The 19034-nt window shown below is 63.6% G+C and carries 13 protein-coding genes; 4 read left to right on the top strand and 9 right to left on the bottom strand.

Annotated features, from left to right (window positions below; genetic code table 11):
• Nucleotides 1–11 precede the first annotated feature (11 nt).
• The 5 genes from pgi to ABC729_RS06450 all read right to left on the bottom strand — a co-directional run bounded on the left by pgi (nt 12) and on the right by ABC729_RS06450 (nt 7255).
• Nucleotides 12–1655, bottom strand: a complete 1644-nt coding sequence (gene pgi / locus ABC729_RS06470) for a glucose-6-phosphate isomerase (RefSeq protein WP_495606816.1) — start codon at nt 1653–1655, stop codon at nt 12–14.
• Nucleotides 1656–1849: 194 nt separating this feature from the next.
• Complete coding sequence (locus ABC729_RS06465; RefSeq protein ID WP_495606815.1) at nt 1850–2398, bottom strand: hypothetical protein; 549 nt, start codon at nt 2396–2398, stop codon at nt 1850–1852.
• The gene (locus ABC729_RS06460) at nt 2398–3027 is read right to left on the bottom strand and encodes a hypothetical protein (protein ID WP_495606814.1); all 630 of its coding nucleotides are present in this window, start codon (nt 3025–3027) and stop codon (nt 2398–2400) included. Before ABC729_RS06460 ends, ABC729_RS06465 begins: the two co-directional genes overlap by 1 nt.
• Before the next feature lie 277 nt (nt 3028–3304).
• Nucleotides 3305–4039: an SDR family NAD(P)-dependent oxidoreductase gene (locus tag ABC729_RS06455; protein WP_495606813.1), complete on the bottom strand. Its 735-nt coding sequence runs from the start codon at nt 4037–4039 to the stop codon at nt 3305–3307.
• A gap of 168 nt (nt 4040–4207) precedes the next feature.
• Nucleotides 4208–7255, bottom strand: a complete 3048-nt coding sequence (locus ABC729_RS06450; protein WP_495606812.1) for an Rne/Rng family ribonuclease — start codon at nt 7253–7255, stop codon at nt 4208–4210.
• 603 nt (nt 7256–7858) lie between these two features.
• Between ABC729_RS06450 and ABC729_RS06445 the strand changes: the two genes are divergently transcribed.
• The 3 genes from ABC729_RS06445 (at nt 7859) to ABC729_RS06435 (ending at nt 13266) form a co-directional block, all read left to right on the top strand.
• Entirely contained in the window at nt 7859–9091 is a 1233-nt protein-coding gene (locus tag ABC729_RS06445) for an N-acetylmuramoyl-L-alanine amidase family protein (RefSeq protein WP_495606811.1), read from the top strand.
• A gap of 110 nt (nt 9092–9201) precedes the next feature.
• Nucleotides 9202–11724, top strand: coding sequence for a penicillin-binding protein 1A (locus ABC729_RS06440; RefSeq protein WP_495606810.1), 2523 nt, complete (start codon nt 9202–9204; stop codon nt 11722–11724).
• Between the two features lie 180 nt (nt 11725–11904).
• A complete protein-coding gene (locus ABC729_RS06435) occupies nt 11905–13266 on the top strand; it encodes a hypothetical protein (protein ID WP_495606809.1) in 1362 nt (453 codons plus the stop codon).
• Nucleotides 13267–13268: 2 nt separating this feature from the next.
• Here the strand turns inward: ABC729_RS06435 and ABC729_RS06430 are convergent, their stop codons facing one another.
• From ABC729_RS06430 to ABC729_RS06420, 3 genes are read right to left on the bottom strand one after another with little or no spacing between them, the layout of a single operon-like run.
• The gene (locus tag ABC729_RS06430) at nt 13269–13586 is read right to left on the bottom strand and encodes a type II toxin-antitoxin system RelE/ParE family toxin (protein ID WP_495606808.1); all 318 of its coding nucleotides are present in this window, start codon (nt 13584–13586) and stop codon (nt 13269–13271) included.
• On the bottom strand, nt 13586–13909 hold the full coding sequence (locus ABC729_RS06425; protein ID WP_495606807.1) for a type II toxin-antitoxin system ParD family antitoxin: 324 nt from the start codon (nt 13907–13909) through the stop codon (nt 13586–13588). Before ABC729_RS06425 ends, ABC729_RS06430 begins: the two co-directional genes overlap by 1 nt.
• A gap of 8 nt (nt 13910–13917) precedes the next feature.
• Entirely contained in the window at nt 13918–15339 is a 1422-nt protein-coding gene (locus tag ABC729_RS06420; RefSeq protein WP_495606806.1) for a methyl-accepting chemotaxis protein, read from the bottom strand.
• 308 nt (nt 15340–15647) lie between these two features.
• Here ABC729_RS06420 and lpdA point away from each other — a divergent pair, with 308 nt between their 5' ends.
• Nucleotides 15648–17057 carry a dihydrolipoyl dehydrogenase gene (gene lpdA, locus ABC729_RS06415; protein ID WP_495606805.1) on the top strand — a complete coding sequence of 470 codons (1410 nt, stop codon included), beginning with the start codon at nt 15648–15650 and terminating at the stop codon, nt 17055–17057.
• A gap of 61 nt (nt 17058–17118) precedes the next feature.
• Here the strand turns inward: lpdA and ABC729_RS06410 are convergent, their stop codons facing one another.
• Nucleotides 17119–18945 (bottom strand): alpha-amylase family glycosyl hydrolase, encoded by a 1827-nt coding sequence (locus ABC729_RS06410; RefSeq protein WP_495606804.1) that lies wholly within the window; start codon nt 18943–18945, stop codon nt 17119–17121.
• Between the last annotated feature and the right edge of the window lie 89 nt (nt 18946–19034).

Here is a 19034-nt window from a genome sequence, read left to right as displayed (position 1 = left end):
AACGGGTACCTTTACCCCACCGCGCCCGCATTCACCACGCCGACCAGCCCCGCCGTGCTGGCGTCATGCGGCTTGGCGCTTTCGCCCTCCAGTTCGGGCAGGATGACCTTGGCCAATTGCTTGCCCAGTTCCACGCCCCACTGGTCGAAGCTGTTGATGTTCCAGATGACGCCCTGAACGAACACCTTGTGTTCATAGAGCGCTACCAGCATACCCAGGCGATAGGGGTCCAACTGGTCGACCAGGATCGTATTGGTGGGGCGGTTGCCGGTGAAGATCTTGTGCGGCAGCAGGGCGTCCAGTGCCGTGCCTGACTTGCCTTCCTTGATCAGTTCGGCCCGCACCTCATCGGCATTCTTGCCGCGCATCAGTGCTTCGGTCTGGGCCAGGGTATTCGACAGCAGCATGGCATGGTGTCGGCCCGTGGGGTTCTGGCTCTGGATCGGGGCGATGAAATCGCAGGGGATCAGGTGCGTGCCCTGGTGGATCAGCTGATAGAAGGCGTGCTGGCCGTTGGTGCCCGGCTCGCCGAAAATGATGGGGCCGGTGGCGTAATCGACGCTGTTGCCCTGCCGGTCCACCGACTTGCCATTGCTCTCCATATCCAGCTGTTGGAGATAGGCAGGCAGGCGGGCCAGATACTGGTCATAGGGCAGGACGGCATGGGCGGCAGCCCCGAAGAAATTGCCGTACCACACGCCCAGCAGGCCCATGATCACCGGCATGTTCTTGGCCAGCGGCGCGGTGCGGAAATGCTCGTCCATGGCATGGGCACCGGCCAGCAGTTCCCCGAACTTTTCCGGGCCCACCATAAGGGCGATGGGCAGGCCGATGGAGGACCACAGGCTGTAACGCCCGCCGACCCAGTCCCAGAAGCCGAACATATTGTCGGTGTCGATTCCGAACTTCGCCACCTCTGTCGCATTGGTGGACACGGCCACGAAATGCTTGGCCACATCATCGGCGCTGCCGCCATTGGCCAGGAACCAGTCGCGCGCCGTGTGGGCGTTGGCCAGCGTTTCCTGCGTCGTGAAGGTCTTGGACGCGATGATGAACAGGGTCGTGGCTGGATCGACACGGCGAAGCACCTCGGCAATATGGGTGCCGTCGACATTGGAGACGAAATGCGCCGCCAGATGCGGATGATGCCAGGGCGTCAGGGCCTGGGTGATCATCACGGGGCCCAGGTCAGAGCCGCCGATGCCGATATTGACGATATCGGTGATGGCCTGTCCGTCATAGCCGCGCCATTCGCCATCGCGCACCTTGTGGCAGAAGGCGTACATGCGGGCCAGCACCTCATGCACCCCCGGCATCACGTCATGTCCATCCACCAAGATGGGGCGGTCGATGCGGTTACGCAGCGCCACATGCAGGACGGCGCGATCCTCCGTGATGTTGATGCGCTCACCCCGGAACATGGCGTCGCGCATTTCCTCCAGGTTCTGCTGATAGGCGAGGTCAACCAGCAGGGACAGCGTCTCATCCGTCACGCGGTTCTTGGCATAGTCCAGCATCATGCCGTCGAACGCGATGCGGTAGCGTTCAAAACGGCCGGGATCGGCGGCGAACATATCGCGCATCGACGCGCCTTCCAGGGCGGCGCGATGGGCGGCAAGGGCCTGCCAGGCGGGGGATTGGGTCAGGGCGGACATGGGCTCTCTCTCCGGCCGAACGCTGAAACTCTGTTTCCGATTGATAGCATGAAGGCAGCCGCCCACAAGCCGCAAACCACGTGAATTCCGCCAAAGGTAACAATTTCACCGCATGCAGGCGGGTTATAATGATTAAAGATGAACGACATGGATTATGTAACATTGCTACATAACGCCGATGATGCCGCCGCCGCTCAGAATGCCTCCGGATCGCCTTCGAATGCGGCCGGTGCACTGACGCGATAGCCCTTATCCTGATTGAAACGCATGCTGGCCTTGGCGATGGCCATCTTCTCGCTGGCAGCCCAGACCATGAAACGCCGTCCCGCCTTCCAGGACTGGATCACCTCGTCCGGAGCGTTGCGGGCCAGCGCGTTAAAATCCGGGTGCGAAATCTGAAAGACATAGGCGACGTCGCCCATATTCTTACGCTCGTCAAAGACATAAATCTGCGACTCGCCCAGCCGCTCGCGCTCTGCAACCTGCTCGCCCTGTTCGATCTGCTGATTGAGGCGGTCCAGCTCCATCCGCATCTGGCGTTCCTCGCGCCGCAGCGACAGGGTCGTTCCTGCCTGCTCCCGCGTGGCCCGGCTGACGGCGGCGACGCGCGTCTGCTGCCCCTGGTGCATCTTCTCAACTTTGCGCAGGCGCTTGCGCGTGTGGTTCATCATCTGAACCGCCACCACGCCGCCGCCCAGAATGCCGAAAAACAGCGGCAGGCTGTCGAACAGTTTGTCCATCATCAGCCGATCCCCCGTTCCTGGCTAGCCGCTTCCAGTTCCACGCTTTCCAGGGCGGTCAGGTCTTCCTCGCCATCCCCCTGCGGTTCGGAGATGGAGGCGATGAAGAAGCCTGTGGCGGGGGGAAACGACTTTTCCACCATGATCTTGGCATCGCCGATGGTGGGGGCCCAGATGGTGGCCTGCTGGGTCCGTGCCCAGGCCCGCGACAGGAAGGGATGTTCCTTCTGGTCCATCTGCGCCCGCTGGACATGGCGATTGACGATATGGGCGATGAATTTGCGGGCCGGGCGCTCGGTGCGCAGAAATGCGTCCTCCTCACCCAGGACACGCATCAACTGCGAACGCGCGGTTTTCAGGTCCAGCAGCTTCTTATTGACCATGTAATGCCGGCGGCGGGCGGATTTCAGTTCCGCATCCAGCTTGGCCAGCCGGGGCAGCATCTTGTCTTTCCGGGACAGCAGCCGTTGTCCCAGGATGCCCAGCTTCTGCAGCCGCCCCTCCAGGCCGACATCGCTCTGCCGCTTGCGCACAGCGTTCTCCGCGGCACTGGCGATCCCTGTACCGACAATGTAGGCAAGGCCAGAGATCACGAGGAAAGCGATCACGGCTTCAGTCAGTTTTTCAAGCATGCTTGATTGTACCGGTTCCCCAGCAACGGCGAAAACCGCCACCTGCATTATAGTGCGAAGGGCAGGGGACGCGGAAGTTTTTGTTAACTAGAAAACGTGCCGAACGTTCGGCATCGGGTGCTTCAAAAGAAAACCCGCCGGCCCGGGGTAGGGCGGCGGGTTCAAGGCGGGGTCGTCGGCGGGATGGGAAAAGGGATGGAACCCATCCGACCACTGAACGGGGAACGGTCAGTGGTCGGAACTTAAGCCCGTGATTCCCCCGCCGCTGTGACCCGTGTCACGCAGTACGTAGATCGATCAACTCACCGTGCAGTGCGCAGGCCGGCACCGTGAACTCCACGATGGCGCGTGCCGTGTCGGCGGGGGTCGGCAAGGTGCCTGCATCCTCACCGGGGAAGGCCTTGGCGCGCAGGCCGGTTGCCACGGGGCCGGGATCGACCAGATTGATGCGCAGATTGGTGTTCAGCGTTTCCGCCGCCCAGGTGCGGGCCATCATGTCCAGGGCGGCCTTCGACGCGGCATAGGCCGACCAGTAGGCGGTGGGCTCGCGGCCTACACGGTCGGTCAGGAACAGCGCGCGACCGGCATCCGACAGGCGCAGCAACGGATCAGTGGTGCGGATCAGGCGCATGCCGGCAGCAATCGACACGCCCATGACACGGTCCCAGTCCTTGGGATCGGAATGGGCGATGGGACCCAGTGTGCCCAGCTGGGCCGCCGCATGGACCAGGATGTCCAGCCGCCCAAACCGCTCATAGAGGGCGGGACCCAGATTATCCAGCTTGGCGCTGTCCATCAGATCCTGGGGGATGATGGTCGCGGCACCGCCCAGCGCCTTGATACGGTCATCCAACTCTTCCAAGGCACCCAAGGTACGGGCCAGCAGGACGACATGCGCACCCTCACGGGCCAGCTGTTCGGCCACGGCAGCACCGATGCCGCGCGAGGCACCCGTCACCAGGGCGACGCGGCCGGTCAGGCGCGGAGAGGAAAGGGGAATGGAACCGGTCATGGCGGGTCTCTGAAGAATTCCGTTCGGGAGGCGTGCTTAGCGCATTCGGATGCCGTGGGAAAGCGGCGGATCGCCGCTCTCTCGATATCCGACTTCATTCCGCATTCGATATGAAAAAGGGGAGGTGCCGAAACACCTCCCCCATTCATTGCGACAGCGGAACAAGCCTTACGACTTGCGGCTCCACCAGCCGCGCTTGGGCTTTTCCACCGTCGGATTCACCTCGGTGGCCAACTCCGCCGGCGTCGGGGCCGGTGCGACCTCTGCCACCGGTTCAGCGGCAGGGGCGGCGGCGTCGACGGCTTCCGTCACGGTCTCAACCGGTGCTGCTTCGGCCTCTGCGGCCTTCTTGCGGCTGCGGGTGGCGCGCTTCTTTGGGGCCGTGGCTTCCTCTGCCGGTGCGGCAGGGGCTTCCTCGGTCACGACAGGAGTGGCTTCAACAGCGGCGGGGGCTTCGGCGGGTGCCGCCTCAGCTTCCGTCACCTTCTTGCGGCTGCGGGTGGCGCGCTTCTTCGGGGCCGTGGCTTCCTCTGCCGGCGCGGCGGGGGCTTCCTCGGTCACGATGGGGGCGGCTTCGACAGCGGCAGGGGCCTCGACCGGAGCATCGGCGGGTGCCGGCTCCGTTTCCGCGACCTTCTTGCGGCTGCGGGTGGCGCGCTTCTTCGGGGCCGGGGCTTCCTCCGCCGGTGCGGCGGGGGCTTCCTCGGTCACGACGGGCGCGGCTTCTGCCACCGGCTCGGCAGTGGCGGCAGCCTCCTCCACGGCAGCAGCGGGAGCCTCGTCGGCACCCTGATCATCGCCTTCGCCTTCGTCGCCAGCGGCGTCAATCACGCCATCCTCGCCACGGCGGCCACGGCGGCGACCGCCACGCTTGCCTCGGCGGCGCTTCCTGGCGCGGGCAGCCTCGTCATCCTCACCAGCGGCGGGCGCGGGGGTTTCGCCATCGGCGGCATCAGCTTCGGCAGTTTCGCCGTCGGTCTGGGCTTCGCCCTCCTCACCGTCGGCTTCATCCTCGCCATCTGCATCGCCGGCATCGGACCCGGTGCCATTCTCGCCGCGTTCACCCCGACGGCGACGGCGACGGCGGCGGCGGCCACGACCATCACGGTCACCATCGCGGTCGCCGCGGGCTTCCGGGCGGCCCTGGGGCTTGGCTTCCTCTTCCTCGCCCTCCACCTCGATCTCGGCGGCTTCGGTCTCGGCCTCGGCTTCCTCGATCTCGATGGCGCGCTCGGTCTGGGCCATCACGCGTTCGGCGCTGACCGGGGCGGCGGCGACAATGTCATCGGCTGCCGTGCGGGCGCGGATACGGTCGATCTGATGGCTGGGGCCGATCAGCTTGTCGTCACCCTGCAGGTAGACGCGCAGGCCGTGACGCCGTTCGATATCCGCCAGCGCCTCGCGCTTGTGGTTGAGGATATAGAGCGTGACATGGCTGGCGCAGGTGACGGTGATTTCCGCCGAGCGCTTGCGGATGCCTTCTTCCTCGACCGCACGCAGCACCGCGAGAGCAGCACTCTCCAGGCTGCGGACCATGCCGGTGCCCTGGCAGTGCGGGCAGCGTTCGAAGTTGATTTCCTGCAAGGACGGGCGCAGACGCTGGCGCGACAGTTCCAGCAGACCGAAGGCCGAAATGCGGCCCAGCTGAATGCGCGCACGATCCGCCTTCATCGCGTCCTTCAGACGCTTTTCAACAGCGGAATTGTTGCGCGGGTCTTCCATGTCGATGAAATCGACCACGACCAGACCGGCCAGATCACGCAGGCGCAGCTGCCGCGCCACTTCCTCGGCCGCTTCCAGGTTGGTGCGCAGCGCCGTCTCTTCGATATTGCGTTCCTTGGTGGAACGGCCCGAATTGACGTCGATAGCTACCAGCGCTTCGGTCTGGTTAATAACGATGTACCCGCCCGAACGCAGCTGCACGATGGGGTTGAACATCGTCTCAATCGCGCCTTCCACCTGGAAACGGTGGTAAAGCGGGATCGAAGGATCGTTATAAAGCTGGATCTTCTTGGCGTGGCTGGGCATCAGCATGCGCATGAAGTCCTTGGCCACACGATATCCGGCCTCACCCTCGACATGCACTTCGTCAATGTCGCTGGAATAGAGATCGCGGATGGTGCGCTTGATGAGGTTCGCTTCCTCATAGATCAGCGCCGGGGCGACGGACTGCAACGTCGTCTCGCGGATGCTGTCCCACAGGCGCATCAGATACTCAAGATCGCGACGGATTTCCGGCTTCGACCGTTCAATGCCAGCGGTGCGCAGGATGACCGACATGCCCGACGGAATGTCGAAATCTTCCAGCATCTCCTTCAGGCGCTTGCGGTCAGCCGGGTTGGTGATCTTGCGGCTGATGCCGCCGCCACGCGGCGTATTGGGCATCAGAACGGCATAGCGGCCCGGCAGCGACAGATAGGTGGTCAGGGCAGCGCCCTTGTTCCCACGCTCTTCCTTCGTCACCTGCACCAGCAGGATCTGACGGCGCTTGATGACTTCCTGAATCTTGTAGGATTTCAGCGGACGGCGGCGCTGCTGCTGCGGCTGCCGTTCTTCCACTTCCTCTTCGACGCTGTCATCGTTGCCTTCGACCTGGGCTGCCTGCGGACGATAGCGGCGCGAACGTTCACGGCCACCACGGCCCGATGAATGCACGAAGGGGGAACCGGTCTCACCGACATCGGCGGTTTCGCCATCGGCATCACCGCCGGCATGTTCTTCTTCTGCCGAAACGCCCTCGGCGTCGCCGGTTTCCACCACATCATGGCCTTGATCAATGCTCACCGGCTCACCGGCGTCATCGGCCACGATGGGGGCCGGGGCAGCACCGCCGATCTCTTCCGGCGGCGGGGCGGGGGGCGCATCTTCGACATGGCCGTTATCGTCCAGGTCCTCGCCCCGTTCGGCGCGGGCCTCCCGCTCTTCCGCCAGTTCCTGCTGTTCACGCAGCAGCGCTTCGCGGTCGGCGACCGGGATGCGGTAATAGTCGGGATGGATTTCGGAGAAGGCCAGGAAGCCGTGGCGGTTGCCGCCATATTCAACGAACGCCGCCTGAAGCGACGGTTCGACCCGGATAACGCGGGCCAGATAGATATTGCCCTTGAGCTGTTTCCTGGAGGCGATCTCGAAATCAAGCTCTTCCAGGCGGTTACCATTCACCACGACGACCCGGGTTTCCTCCGGATGCGTGGCATCGACAAGCATACGCTTGGCCATATGTCTTCCCCGTGACCAGGGCGGCCGCCCTTCCGCGCGACGGGACGGAAGGCGGACCCTGCCACCATTGCGGTGAGGGACCTGTCGGTACCGGCGTCTTGGGTCCTCGAACAGCGCCCGCCGCCATTATCCCGGAGGGGAAGCAGGGGGGAGCAGCCAGGATGGACCAACGCTGATGCCGGGCCTGTACCGGATGAACCGGACTGGCCAGCCCCAAGGTTTCCACTACACCGCGCCCCGTTGGGGTCGAACCCGTGAGGCGTCACATCCTGGGGGCGGCTCGGGCCGGCAATCACAGCCGGCGGCGGGGTCCCCAGGGCGACGCCGATGCCCGTTTCAGGGCCCTGGCGAAGCGCGGTCTGTCGCGGAAGTCACCATAAACACTCCACCCCCCATTCCACAATGGGAGAATTGCCAAAAGCGCATTTGGTCGTGCCCGTTGCGGCCGTATCAGCGCGTTTAAGCGATGCCATTGAGTCGGCAGATGATGATAGGCGTTGAAGTCACTGATTCGGCGTGTTTATAGTGCTTCTGCATTGATCCGCCACAACCGATTCGCCCAGGGGGAAGGGCCGCTTGTCACAGAAGGGGGCAATCCAGTCCATGGCCGTGAGGACGGCGTCGGTGGCGCGTGCGCTGCTGACGATGGGAATGCTTTGTCTTCTGTCGGTCATAGCGGTGCCGGCCCGGGCGCAGACGCCGGTACAGACGGCGTCGGTGGCGTCCGCGCGCATGTTGCCGGAACCAGCGCGGATCGGGGCGGCCCGGCTGGGTGACCATGGCGACAAAACGCGTTTCGTTCTGGAACTGACCCGTGATGCGCCCTTTACCATCTTACCCGATGCCAATGGCGTGGCGGTGGAGATGGAGGCGGCGCTGGACGCCGCGCTGCCGCCGGCCAAGGGTCTGGTCAAAGCCGTGTCGGTGCGACCCGGGGCCAAGACCGGGCATCTGCGCCTTATCCTGGCGACCAATGGTCCGGTGCGGGTGCAACTGGCGGAAATCCTTCCGCCGCGCGACGGCATGCCGTCGCGTTTCGTCATGGATTTGGCGGCGGGAAAGGTTGGTCCGGGTGCCGTACTGACCCCGGCCAGCGCCAGTGTCATGACCCCGCCAATCCCGAAGGAAAAGCCGAAGCCGCCCCTGCCCATGATCGTCATCGATCCCGGCCATGGCGGTCAGGACCCAGGTGCCGTTGCCGTCAGTGGCGGCTATGAGAAGGATATCACGCTGGCCATGGCCAAGGAGGTGCGGCGGCAATTGCTGGCCACCGGTCGTTACCGCGTGGCCCTGACACGCGACAAGGATGTGTTCATCCCGCTGCGTGATCGTCCGGCCATAGCGCGAACCAAGGGGGCGGACCTTTTCATCTCGCTGCACGCCGACAGCATCACGGGCAAGCAGGTCCGGGGCCTGTCCATCTACACCCTGTCGGAAAAGGCATCCGACAGGGAGGCGGAGATGCTGGCACAGCGTGAGAACCAGTCCGACGCTATTGTCGGCATGGATCTGTCGGTGCAGTCCGCGGACATCGCCAATATCCTGATCGGCATGTCCCAGCGCGATACGATGAACCAGTCGCGGCGCTTCGCCTCGCTGGTGCTGAAGAACCTGGACCCCAATGTCGCGGTCCTGCCCGGCCCGCTGCGGTCTGCCGGTTTTGCCGTGCTGACGGCCCCGGACGTGCCGGCCATTCTGGTGGAGATGGGGTATCTGTCGCACAGCCAGGATGCCAAGCTGCTGGGCAGCGATACGCACCGCAAACGTATGGCGGCTTCACTGCTGCGTGCCGTGGATGGCTACTTTACCGGCAATGCGGTGCCGTCGCGGTCATGACCGCGACATAATCAGCGTCATCTTGTACTAATGACCGAACGGTGCCCGTCCATGGCGGGTGTCGCCACTGTTCTATACGGCCCCGACAGGGGCCTTCAGGGGTTGGAATAATGAATCGCGTCGTGAAGGGCTTGGCTATCGCCGGTGTCTCGCTGGCCGTCCTGGGTGCGGCCACCGCCGGGGGTGCCTGGATCTATTTCAGCAAGGATCTGCCCGATCATACGACGCTGGCCAATTACAACCCCTCCGTCGCCACCCGCGTGCATGCCGGCGATGGGCGCCTGGTGGCGGAATTCGCCAGCGAACGGCGGGTGTTCGTGCCGTTCGCGGCCATTCCGAAGCGGGTGACCAACGCCTTCATCTCTGCCGAGGATCAGAATTTCTACACCCATCGCGGGGTGGACTGGTTCGCGGTGCTGCGCGCGCAGGTGCAGAATGTGAAGAATATCGGCCAGGGCCGCCGCCCCATCGGGGCCAGCACCATCACCCAACAGGTTACGCGCATCTTCCTGTTGTCGAACGAGGTTTCCTATGTCCGCAAGATCAAGGAAGCCATCCTGTCCGGCCGTATCGAAGAAGCGATGGGCAAGGACAAGATCATTGAGATCTATATGAACGAGATTTTTCTGGGCAACCGCGCCTATGGCGTGGGTGCGGCGGCCCTGAATTATTTCAACAAGTCGATGGATGAGCTGACCATCGCCGAGGCCGCGTTCCTGGCCAGCCTGCCCAAGGCGCCGGACCGGTATTACCGCGAGCGTCATCGCGGTGCCGCCATTGCGCGCCGCAACTATGTCATCGGCCGTATGGAAGAGGATGGCTATATCAGCCGGGAGGAAGCGGAGGCCGCACGGGCCGAGCCTCTGACCTTCGCCGACCGTTCCAATGACAGCAATGTCCGCGCCGATTATTTCGTGGAGGAGGTGCGGCGCGAGCTGGCCAAACTCTATGGCGAGCAGACGCTCTATGCTGGCGGCCTGTCGGTACGCACCACGCTGGATCCTGATATCCAGGCCGCCGCCTCCACGGCCCTGCGCAATGGTCTGCTGGCCTACGACCGCCGCGACGGCTGGCGCGGACCCATCACCCGCTTTGACAGCCTGGATGCCTGGCAGGAGCAGCTGGAGGATGTGCGCACCCCGCCGGGCGGGGAGGAATGGGACCTGGCCGTCGTGCTGTCGGCGGGGGCGGATGCGGTGGAAGTGGGCTTGGCCGATGGGTCCAAGGGTCAGATCCCGCTGTCGGAACTGAAATGGGCGCGCAAGGTCAAGGACGGCAAGTTTGTAGGCCCCAGCATCCAGAAGGCGTCCGACGCCCTGTCGCCGGGCGAGGTGGTGTTTGTCGAGCCGTTGGACGAGAAAGCCAGCACCCTGGGCCTGCGGCAGATCCCGGAGGTGCAGGGTGCCTTGGTCGCAATGGATCCGCATACGGGCCGTGTCCTGGCCATGTCGGGTGGGTTCAGCGCCCGGATCAGCGTGTTCAACCGTGCCACCCAGGCGCTGCGCCAGCCGGGTTCTGCCTTCAAGCCGTTCGTCTATCTGGCGGCGCTGGATCAGGGTTTCACGCCCAGCACCCTGGTGCTGGATGCGCCCTTCGCATTGGATCAGGGGGCGGGGCTGGGCAAGTGGAAGCCATCCAACTACACCGAGAAATATTACGGCCCGACCCCGCTGCGCGTCGGCATCGAGAAGTCGCGTAACGTCATGACGGTGCGGTTGGCGCAATATATCGGCATGGAGCCGATTGTGGAGGTGGCCCGGCGCTTTGGTATCAAGGATGACCTTCAGCCCACATTGTCCATGGCGCTGGGAGCGGGGGAGACAACAGTTCTGCGCTTGACCGCCGCCTATTCCATGCTGGTCAATGGCGGTCGCCGGATCGAGCCCAGCTTCATTGACCGGGTGCAGGACAAGGCCGGCAAAACCGTCTATCGCCATGACACCCGTGATTGTGCCGGGTGCCAGACGGTTCTGCCCGTGGCGGCAGCGCCCGTGCCCGCCGGAACGGTGCCGGTACAGCCGGCGGCACCCGTCGTCACCCCTGTCGCCGCCGATCCAAACGCCTTGCCGCTGATCCCCGATCCGCGCGAACAGATTGCCGATCCGCGTACCGTCTATCAGATCGTTTCCATGCTGGAAGGCGTGGTCCAGCGTGGGACCGGCGTGCGGTTGCGCGAGATCGGCAAGCCGCTGGCCGGCAAGACGGGCACCACCAATGACGCCATGGATGCATGGTTCGTCGGCTTCTCCCCCGATCTGGCCGTAGGCATCTTTGTCGGTTACGACCAGCCGCGTTCCATGGGCGATCATGAGAGCGGATCGACCATCGCCGTGCCGATCGCCAAGGATTTCATGTCCGCCGCGTTGAAGGACGCGCCCGCCACGCCATTCCGCGTGCCGCCCGGCCTGCAACTGGTCCGCATTGATCCCGAAAATGGGCAGCCGGCATCGCCCGGACAACGCAACGCCATCTGGGAAGGCTTCATTCCGGGAACGGAGCCGAAGGGGCAACAGGGCGTGCTTGATGGCGGCGATGCTGGTGCCGGCTTTGTGCAAGGGCAGCCGGGCCAGCCCACGGGTGCCACCCCCACGCCGCAGCCGACCGTGGGCACCGGGACAGGCGGGGTTTATTGACCGGTTCAAAACCGAATCCCGTCTCGGCTTTCAACTTAGGTGTTGTCCGTCGGTGTCAAGAGATAGCGGGTGCGATCTCTTGATATCAACCAATCTTTAACCTTGTTCAACTTCGTTTGTCTGTTTGACAGTGGCTGATGTCTTTGTATAGTGCCGGCCCTTTTGCCCGCACTGCTGCCCATGCCTGCCGATCCCTCCACGCCGCTTTCCTTCAATCGCCTGCATCTGGTCCGCACTGCGGGCGGGGCGGATGCATTGCGCCGGGGGCTGGCGGCACTGTCGGATGCCGATGTCCGGCATCTGGCCCGCTCCCTGGAGTTCCAGGGGGTGCTGGAGGGGGAGGTGCCTGACCTTCTGTCGCCCCTGCGCCCGCGCCTGCGTCAGGTGCGCCCCGAACGGGTCGGGTCGGTGGAACGCATGTGCTGGCGCCCCCTGGAACGGTTCCTGACCGATCAGACAGAGGTGGTGCCGGGGGCACCCTGGATCGTGCCGCGCCGCATGCTGCGGCCGCTGTGGGAACTGGTGGAGGCGGCGAATGCCGATCTGGTGGACCAGTTGCGCCGCCGGCATTTGACCGCCTGTTTCGACGGTGATCAGATCGCGCTGGATCAGGTCGCGCATCAGGTCGTGGACCTTGCCGCCTTCATCCTGAACAATGCCATCAACATTCCAGCCCGCCTGAAACTGTCGGCGACGGAAACGGCGGTGGTCCGCTTCATCGCGCGCGTGCTGAAATGGCACCGGCTGGTCATGCCTAATGTGCGCTATTTCCAGCAATCGCAGGCCCGGCAGAGCGATCAGGTGCAGGCGCTGCGGCTTTATTCGAACTGGTACAGCGTGTTCGAGCTGCTCGATACACAGTTCGATCTCTATGTCCTGTACCTGTTCGAGGTGACACCCAACCCGGTCGATGTCATCGACGCTTTCCCGTTCTATTTCGACACCATGGCCGAACCGGCGGGCCTGGCGGTGCAGTGGCTTCATCATCGTCTGGACAATCTGGCCGCCGATACCGCCACCTTGTTGGGTCGGCCGCCGCGCACGCAGCCGACCGAGGTTTTGCTCAATCTGGCCGACCGTGTCTTTGCCCTGAACCACCTTGTCATCCGCCTGCGCCGCATCCCGCTTTTCGGGACGGAAGGGGCGGGGTCGGAAGGATTGATGCAGCTGATGCGTCAGCGCCTGGGCTTCGACTCTATCGAGCGTCTAGGCGAGGCGATCATGGACTGGCTGCATGATCTGCTGATGGGGCCGGCGGACAAGCGCATGCGTGCCACCATGGTGGTGGGGCCGCTGACCGGCATTTACCCGGCCTTGCTGATGCTGATCGACAATGGCGAGCGCGGGAACCGGGCTCACAAGCTACGTATGCGCCTCAGCGACAAGGCGGTGGACGATGTCGACCGCTATCTGCGCAGCCACGAAATGGCCCCCCAGGCCCGCCACACCACCGCCGCCAATATCGCCCCGGTCATGGAGATGTGCCGCGCCTTCGGCAAGGCGGAAGCGGTGACGGAGCTGGAACGGCGGCTGCGACGGTAGGGTTAAGGCTCGTCAGGGTCGCTCAGCAGCGTGTCATAATCCTGCCCGCCATAGAAAAGGCGACCAATTTCGACGTCGCCATTATCGAGTATGAGGTAGGCAATAACCACGCGCCGTTCAAAGCTGAAAATTCGTAAGCTTGGGCGAAGATCATTTCGAAGCCTGCCGCCTTCTGGGAAGGTCTGCAGCACTTTGAAACTATGGCGAATGCGGTGGATATAGTTCAGCGCCCGCGCGGGATCACCGCTTCGTTCGGCAATGTATGTGTAAATCTGCTTCAAATCTTCTTGCGCGGAAGGACGCAGACTGATTTTGCGCATCAGGTTTTGCCGACCCTCGCGGCGTGGATTTTTTCAATCTCCGCAAAAGCATCCTCTGCCGGGATGCTGGGTCGGGGATCGTTCCATGCTTCGTCCAGCTTGGCCTTTATATCCTGAAGGCGCCGACGCCGGTCCAGTTCATAATCCTCCAGCATGCGAAGGCCGGCACGCACTACTTCGCTGGCGTTCTGATAACGTCCGCCTTCGATCTGTGACTGCACAAAGGCCTCAAAATGGTTTCCGAGGCTGATACTGGCCATGATGCCCATCAATGCTAATGAATGACATTGGATAACATTATTGAGTGCCTGCTGATCCGTCAATCATCCTCCTACACCCTGTAGGCCAGCCGCACTGCACCCCAGTGTTTCCCCGCGACAATGATGGGGGCGGAGCAGTCCTTCATCAGGGCGAAGGTGCCGTTGCCCATGTCGCGGCGATAGGCCTGCAGCAGGAACGGGTTGGTGTTGCGACCGGCGGCCAGCCCGACGCGGTCGTCAAAGATGCGGCGGTTGCGGCAATTGGCCGTGTTCCAGGCCACATCGCCCGGCCGCTGTGGCTGGCTGAATTTGCGGTTATGGGTGGGCAGATAGCCGTTGCGATCCACGGCGGCGCAGAACACCACCTTGTCCGACAGGGCCAGCGCCGGTTCCTGGATATCGGGCAGCAGACGGTCTGTCAGGTCGGTGAAGCGGGTGCGGTGCTGCACCGGGTCGGTGCCCTGGATCGGCTGATATTTGTCGTCGAACAGGTCGCTGATGGACAATGTGCCATCCGCCACGGCCCGTTCAAACGTGGCGGCCACGCGGTTGGCAATATCGCGCACGGTGCGGATATAGGGCGTGTCCACCGTCTCCACATCCAGTTCCGCGCTGTGCCCGATCAGCCGCTCGGACGTGGTAAGCAGTTTGTTCAGCCGGTCGCCGGCCACCGACAGGCTGCTGGCGCTGTCCTTCACGTCGCCGGCCAGACCGTCGATGCGTCCCTCGACCGTGGCGATGGAGCCGGCGATGGCCTGGGCCGCGCGGTCGATATGGTCCTGCTGACTGTCTACCTCCGCCATGGCGCGGTCCAGGGTGGTCATCACGTCACCGATGCGGGTGGTGTCGTTGCGCACGGCGGTCGCCTTGGCAGCACCGGCGGCCCCCTTGGCCGACAGGGCCTTCACCTGTTCGCCCAGGTCGCGCATGGTGGCGTCAATCTCCTGCGTCGCCTCCGCCGTTTTGTTGGCCAGGGCCTTCACCTCCGTCGCCACCACGGCAAAGCCGCGCCCGGCATCGCCGGCGCGCGCCGCCTCGATGGTGGCGTTCAGTGCCAGAAGGTTGGTCTGCTTGGCGATGGCGTTGATCTCCGCCGCCACGCGCCCCACGCGGTTCAGGGCGTCGGTCAGGCCGGACAGTTGCCGCTCGATGCCGTTCACGTCCTCTGCCAGGGCGCGGATATCGGCCAGGGCATGGTCCACCTGTGACCGGCTTTGCGCCACTTCCTGCCGGGCGCGGGTGGTGGCGTCACGCGCGGCGGAGGCAGCACCCGTCACCTTCCGGTTGCCGTCGGCCATGTCATGCGCCTGCCGGCGGAGTTCCTCAAAAATGGCGGCCTGACGCGCGATGCGGGCGGAAACATCGCCGACATGGCCCGCGACATCGGCAATGGAGACGCCAAGCGTTCCCACTTCCTGTGCCAGTTCAGCAATGGCGTTTTGTGTCCGGTGCGTGGATGTGGCGGTGTCCCGCCAGCCCGTGGCCTGATCCATGTTTTCCTCCCGTGCCCTGCGCCATTGTCGTTCCCCTTGCAGGTGGAACCCGGCTTTCTGATTTAACAGACGATCATCCCATCCTTTCCTGTCCAAAGGTATATAGGCTTTAGTCGATTATTTCTTAACGGGATGGAGAATTTTGCAGATTTTTTCAGGCGAAGGTGCAGATTATGTCCAGCCATGTGCGGGGGCGGCATCTGTCCCCAAGGTCGCGCGATGGACATGGGCGTCAGGGATTGCCATAAATCCCGCGAACAAATTCCAGGACCCTGGACGGGGTCGCACAAAAACGGATGGTCATTCAAATGGCTGATACGCAGTTCGACCTCGTCGTCATCGGTGCCGGTCCCGGCGGTTATGTCGCCGCCATTCGCGCCGCCCAGTTGGGCATGCGCGTCGCGGTCGTGGAAAAGCGCAAGACGCTGGGCGGCACCTGCCTGAATGTCGGCTGCATCCCGTCCAAGGCCCTGCTGGTCGCGTCGGAGAAGTACAGCGAAGCCAAGCACCATCTGGGTGCTTTCGGTGTCAAGGTCAGCGGCGTCGAGCTGGACCTGCCCGGCATGATGAAGCACAAGGACGAGGTGGTGAAGTCCAACGTCACGGGCGTGGATTTCCTGTTCAAGAAGAACAAGATCACCCGTTTCCTGGGCCTGGGCTCCATCAAGGCCGCCGGCATCGTCACCGTCACCAAGGATGATGGCAGCAGCGAAGATGTGGCGACCAAGAATATCCTGATCGCCACCGGTTCCGATGTTGCCCCGCTGCCGGGCGTGACCATCGATGAAAAGCGCATCGTGTCGTCCGACGGCGCCATCGCCCTGGACAAGGTACCGGGTCGTCTGGTCGTCATCGGCGGCGGCGTCATCGGCCTGGAACTGGGCTCCGTCTGGCAGCGCTTGGGCGCTCAGGTGACGGTGGTTGAGTTCTTCGACCGTATCCTGCCGACCATGGATGGCGAAGTGTCCAAGCAGATGCAGCGCATCATGGGCAAGCAGGGCATGTCCTTCAAGACCTCCACCAAGGTCACGTCCGCCGTGACCGAGGGTGAGGTGGTGAAGCTGACGATCGAGGCGGCGGCGGGCGGTAATGCCGAAACGCTGGAAGCCGACATTGTCCTGGTCGCCATCGGTCGCCGTCCCTTCACCAGCGGCCTGGGTCTGGAGGCCGTGGGCGTGGCGCTGGACGAACGCCGCCGCGTGAAGATCGACCATCATTTCCAGACCAACGTGCCCGGCATCTATGCAATCGGCGACGTCGTGGCCGGTGCCATGCTGGCCCACAAGGCCGAGGAAGAGGGCGTGGTCTTCGCCGAAATCCTGGCCGGTCAGACGGGCCACATCAATTATGACGCCATCCCCGGTGTGGTCTACACGTGGCCGGAAGTGGCCTCTGTCGGTAAGACGGAGGAACAGCTGAAGGCCGAGGGCGTCGCGTATAAGGCCGGCAAGTTCCCCTTCACCGCCAATGGCCGCGCCCGGTCGATGAATGCCACCGATGGTTTCGTGAAGATCCTGGCCGATGCCAAGACCGACCGCATCCTGGGTGCCCACATCATCGGTGCGTCGGCGGGTGAGATGATTGAGGAGCTGGGTCTGGCCATTGAGTTCGGCGCGTCGGCCGAAGATATCGCCCGTACCAGCCACGCCCACCCGACCCTGACGGAAGCCATCAAGGAAGCCGCCCTTGCCGTGGATGGCCGCGCCATCCACATGTAATTGGACTTGTCAGGTCGTTGATTGAGAAAGGGCCGGAGCAACTGCTCCGGCCCTTTTGTTTTCAGCGCGCCTTACAGACGACGTAGGACAGGGCAGGGACCGTGACGCTGTAGCTGCCGGGGGCAGCGCTGTTCGCGGCGCAGGTGCCGGCCACGCTGTCCCAGACCATCGACTTCGTCTCCACCATCACCGAGGTGGTCAGCGGCGTTGTGGCGCTGTTGAACATCACCAGCGTTTCACCCGTGCCGTCCAGCAGGCGGGAGAAGCCGAACAGGCCCGGCCCTTCCTCTGTGTAGGCGCGCGTCACCTGCGCCCCCCGACGCAGGGCCGGGTCGGCATGGCGGGCCTTGGTCATGGCGGCGATGGCGCGGTAGAGCGGGTGGCTGGGGTCGAAGTTGGAGACAGCGGTGCTGCTGTCCGACCCGATCAGGCGGTTGTCGTTATAGCTGTCGGTCTTGCTGGGGAACATGTCCTCCCGCGATGGCTGATCGCCTTCACCTTCACCGGTGAAGCCCTGCTCGTCACCGTAATAGAGGGCGGGCACGCCCCGGCTGTGCAGCAGCATGGCATTGGCCAGGATCATGCGTTGCAGCAGTTCCGCCTCACCGGCCTTGGGGTTCTCGGCACGAAGTGTGCGACCCAGGCGCAGGACGTCGTGATTGCCGATCAGGGTGACCAGCTGCCGCGCCGTCGCCTCGCCACCCTTGTACAGCTCATCCCCCCGGAACACCTTGGCCAGCTGCTTGGTGGCCGCGCCCTTGGCCACGACGTCGCTGATGGCCTGGAACAGGGCAAAGTCATTGACGGCGGGCAGGCCATCGACATGGGTGAAGCGGGCCAGTTCGGCGGGGTCGAACTCCATCACCTCGCCAAAGATATGGAAATCCTTGATACCACGCGCCTTGGCGCGGGCCTGGATGGCGGGGATGAAGGCCTGCCAGAATTCCGGGTTCACATGCCGGGCGGTATCGATGCGGAACCCGTCGATGCCGTATTCATCAATCCAGTGGCTGTAGATATCGATGAAGCCCTGAACGACGCGCGGATGCTCCGTCATCACATCATCCAGGCCTGCAAAGTCACCGAACTGGGAGCTTTCACCCTTGAAGATGCTTTCACCGCGATTGTGATAATAGGCGATGTCGTTCAGCCAGGCCGGATTCTTGGATTTCTCCTGCCCCTTGGGCACAAACGGGGTGTAGGCGTAATCCAGGCGCGTCAGGCGGGCAAAATTGGGCAGGTTCTGGCCCAGCGGCCCGACGCCCACGAACCCATCATTGATGGGGGTGCCTGACAGCCCGCCGCGACGGCTATACGGATATTCACCCTGTGACCGGTATTCACAGCCCCGGTCCGGGCATTCACGATAGGCGATGACATCGGCGGTATGGTTCACCACAATGTCGAAATAAATCTTGAAGCCCTTGGTCTTGGCGGCGGCGATGAAGTCCTTGTAATCCTGTTTCGTGCCCAGATGCGGGTCGATATCCAGGAAATCCAGGCCCCAATAGCCGTGATAGCCCGCTGATTGCCGGTCGCCGACGCCCTGCACCGGCTTGTTCTTGAACACCGGGGTCAGCCAGATGGCCGTGGCACCCAGGCCCTTGATATAGTCCAGCCGCTGCGTCACGCCTTTCAGGTCGCCGCCATGGTAGAAGCCCTTATGCGTGGGGTCGAAACCCGTTACCTCCGGCCCGCCCTTCAGACCACCACGGTCGTTCGACGGATCGCCATTCTCGAACCGGTCGGGCATGATCAGATAGATGATCTCATCCTCCACCCGCCGCTGCTCCGGCGGGGCCGGCTGTGCGCTGGTGGCTGTGGTGAGGACGAGCGCCGTCATCGCCGCCGCGATCATCGCGGCGGACCCTTTCAGTCCGCTTTTCATGCTGTTTCCCCCTAAGGTGCCCGGCTGTTCCTGTTGGGTGTCGGGCTTGATGGCCGGCATGGTCACTGTCGGGGTGCCCCCGGTCAAGC

It is taken from the genome of Niveispirillum sp. CC-CTL257, from assembly GCF_059489915.1.
The sequence above is the reverse complement of the archived record's forward strand: the minus strand, read 5'-3'. Positions and strand labels throughout refer to the sequence as shown.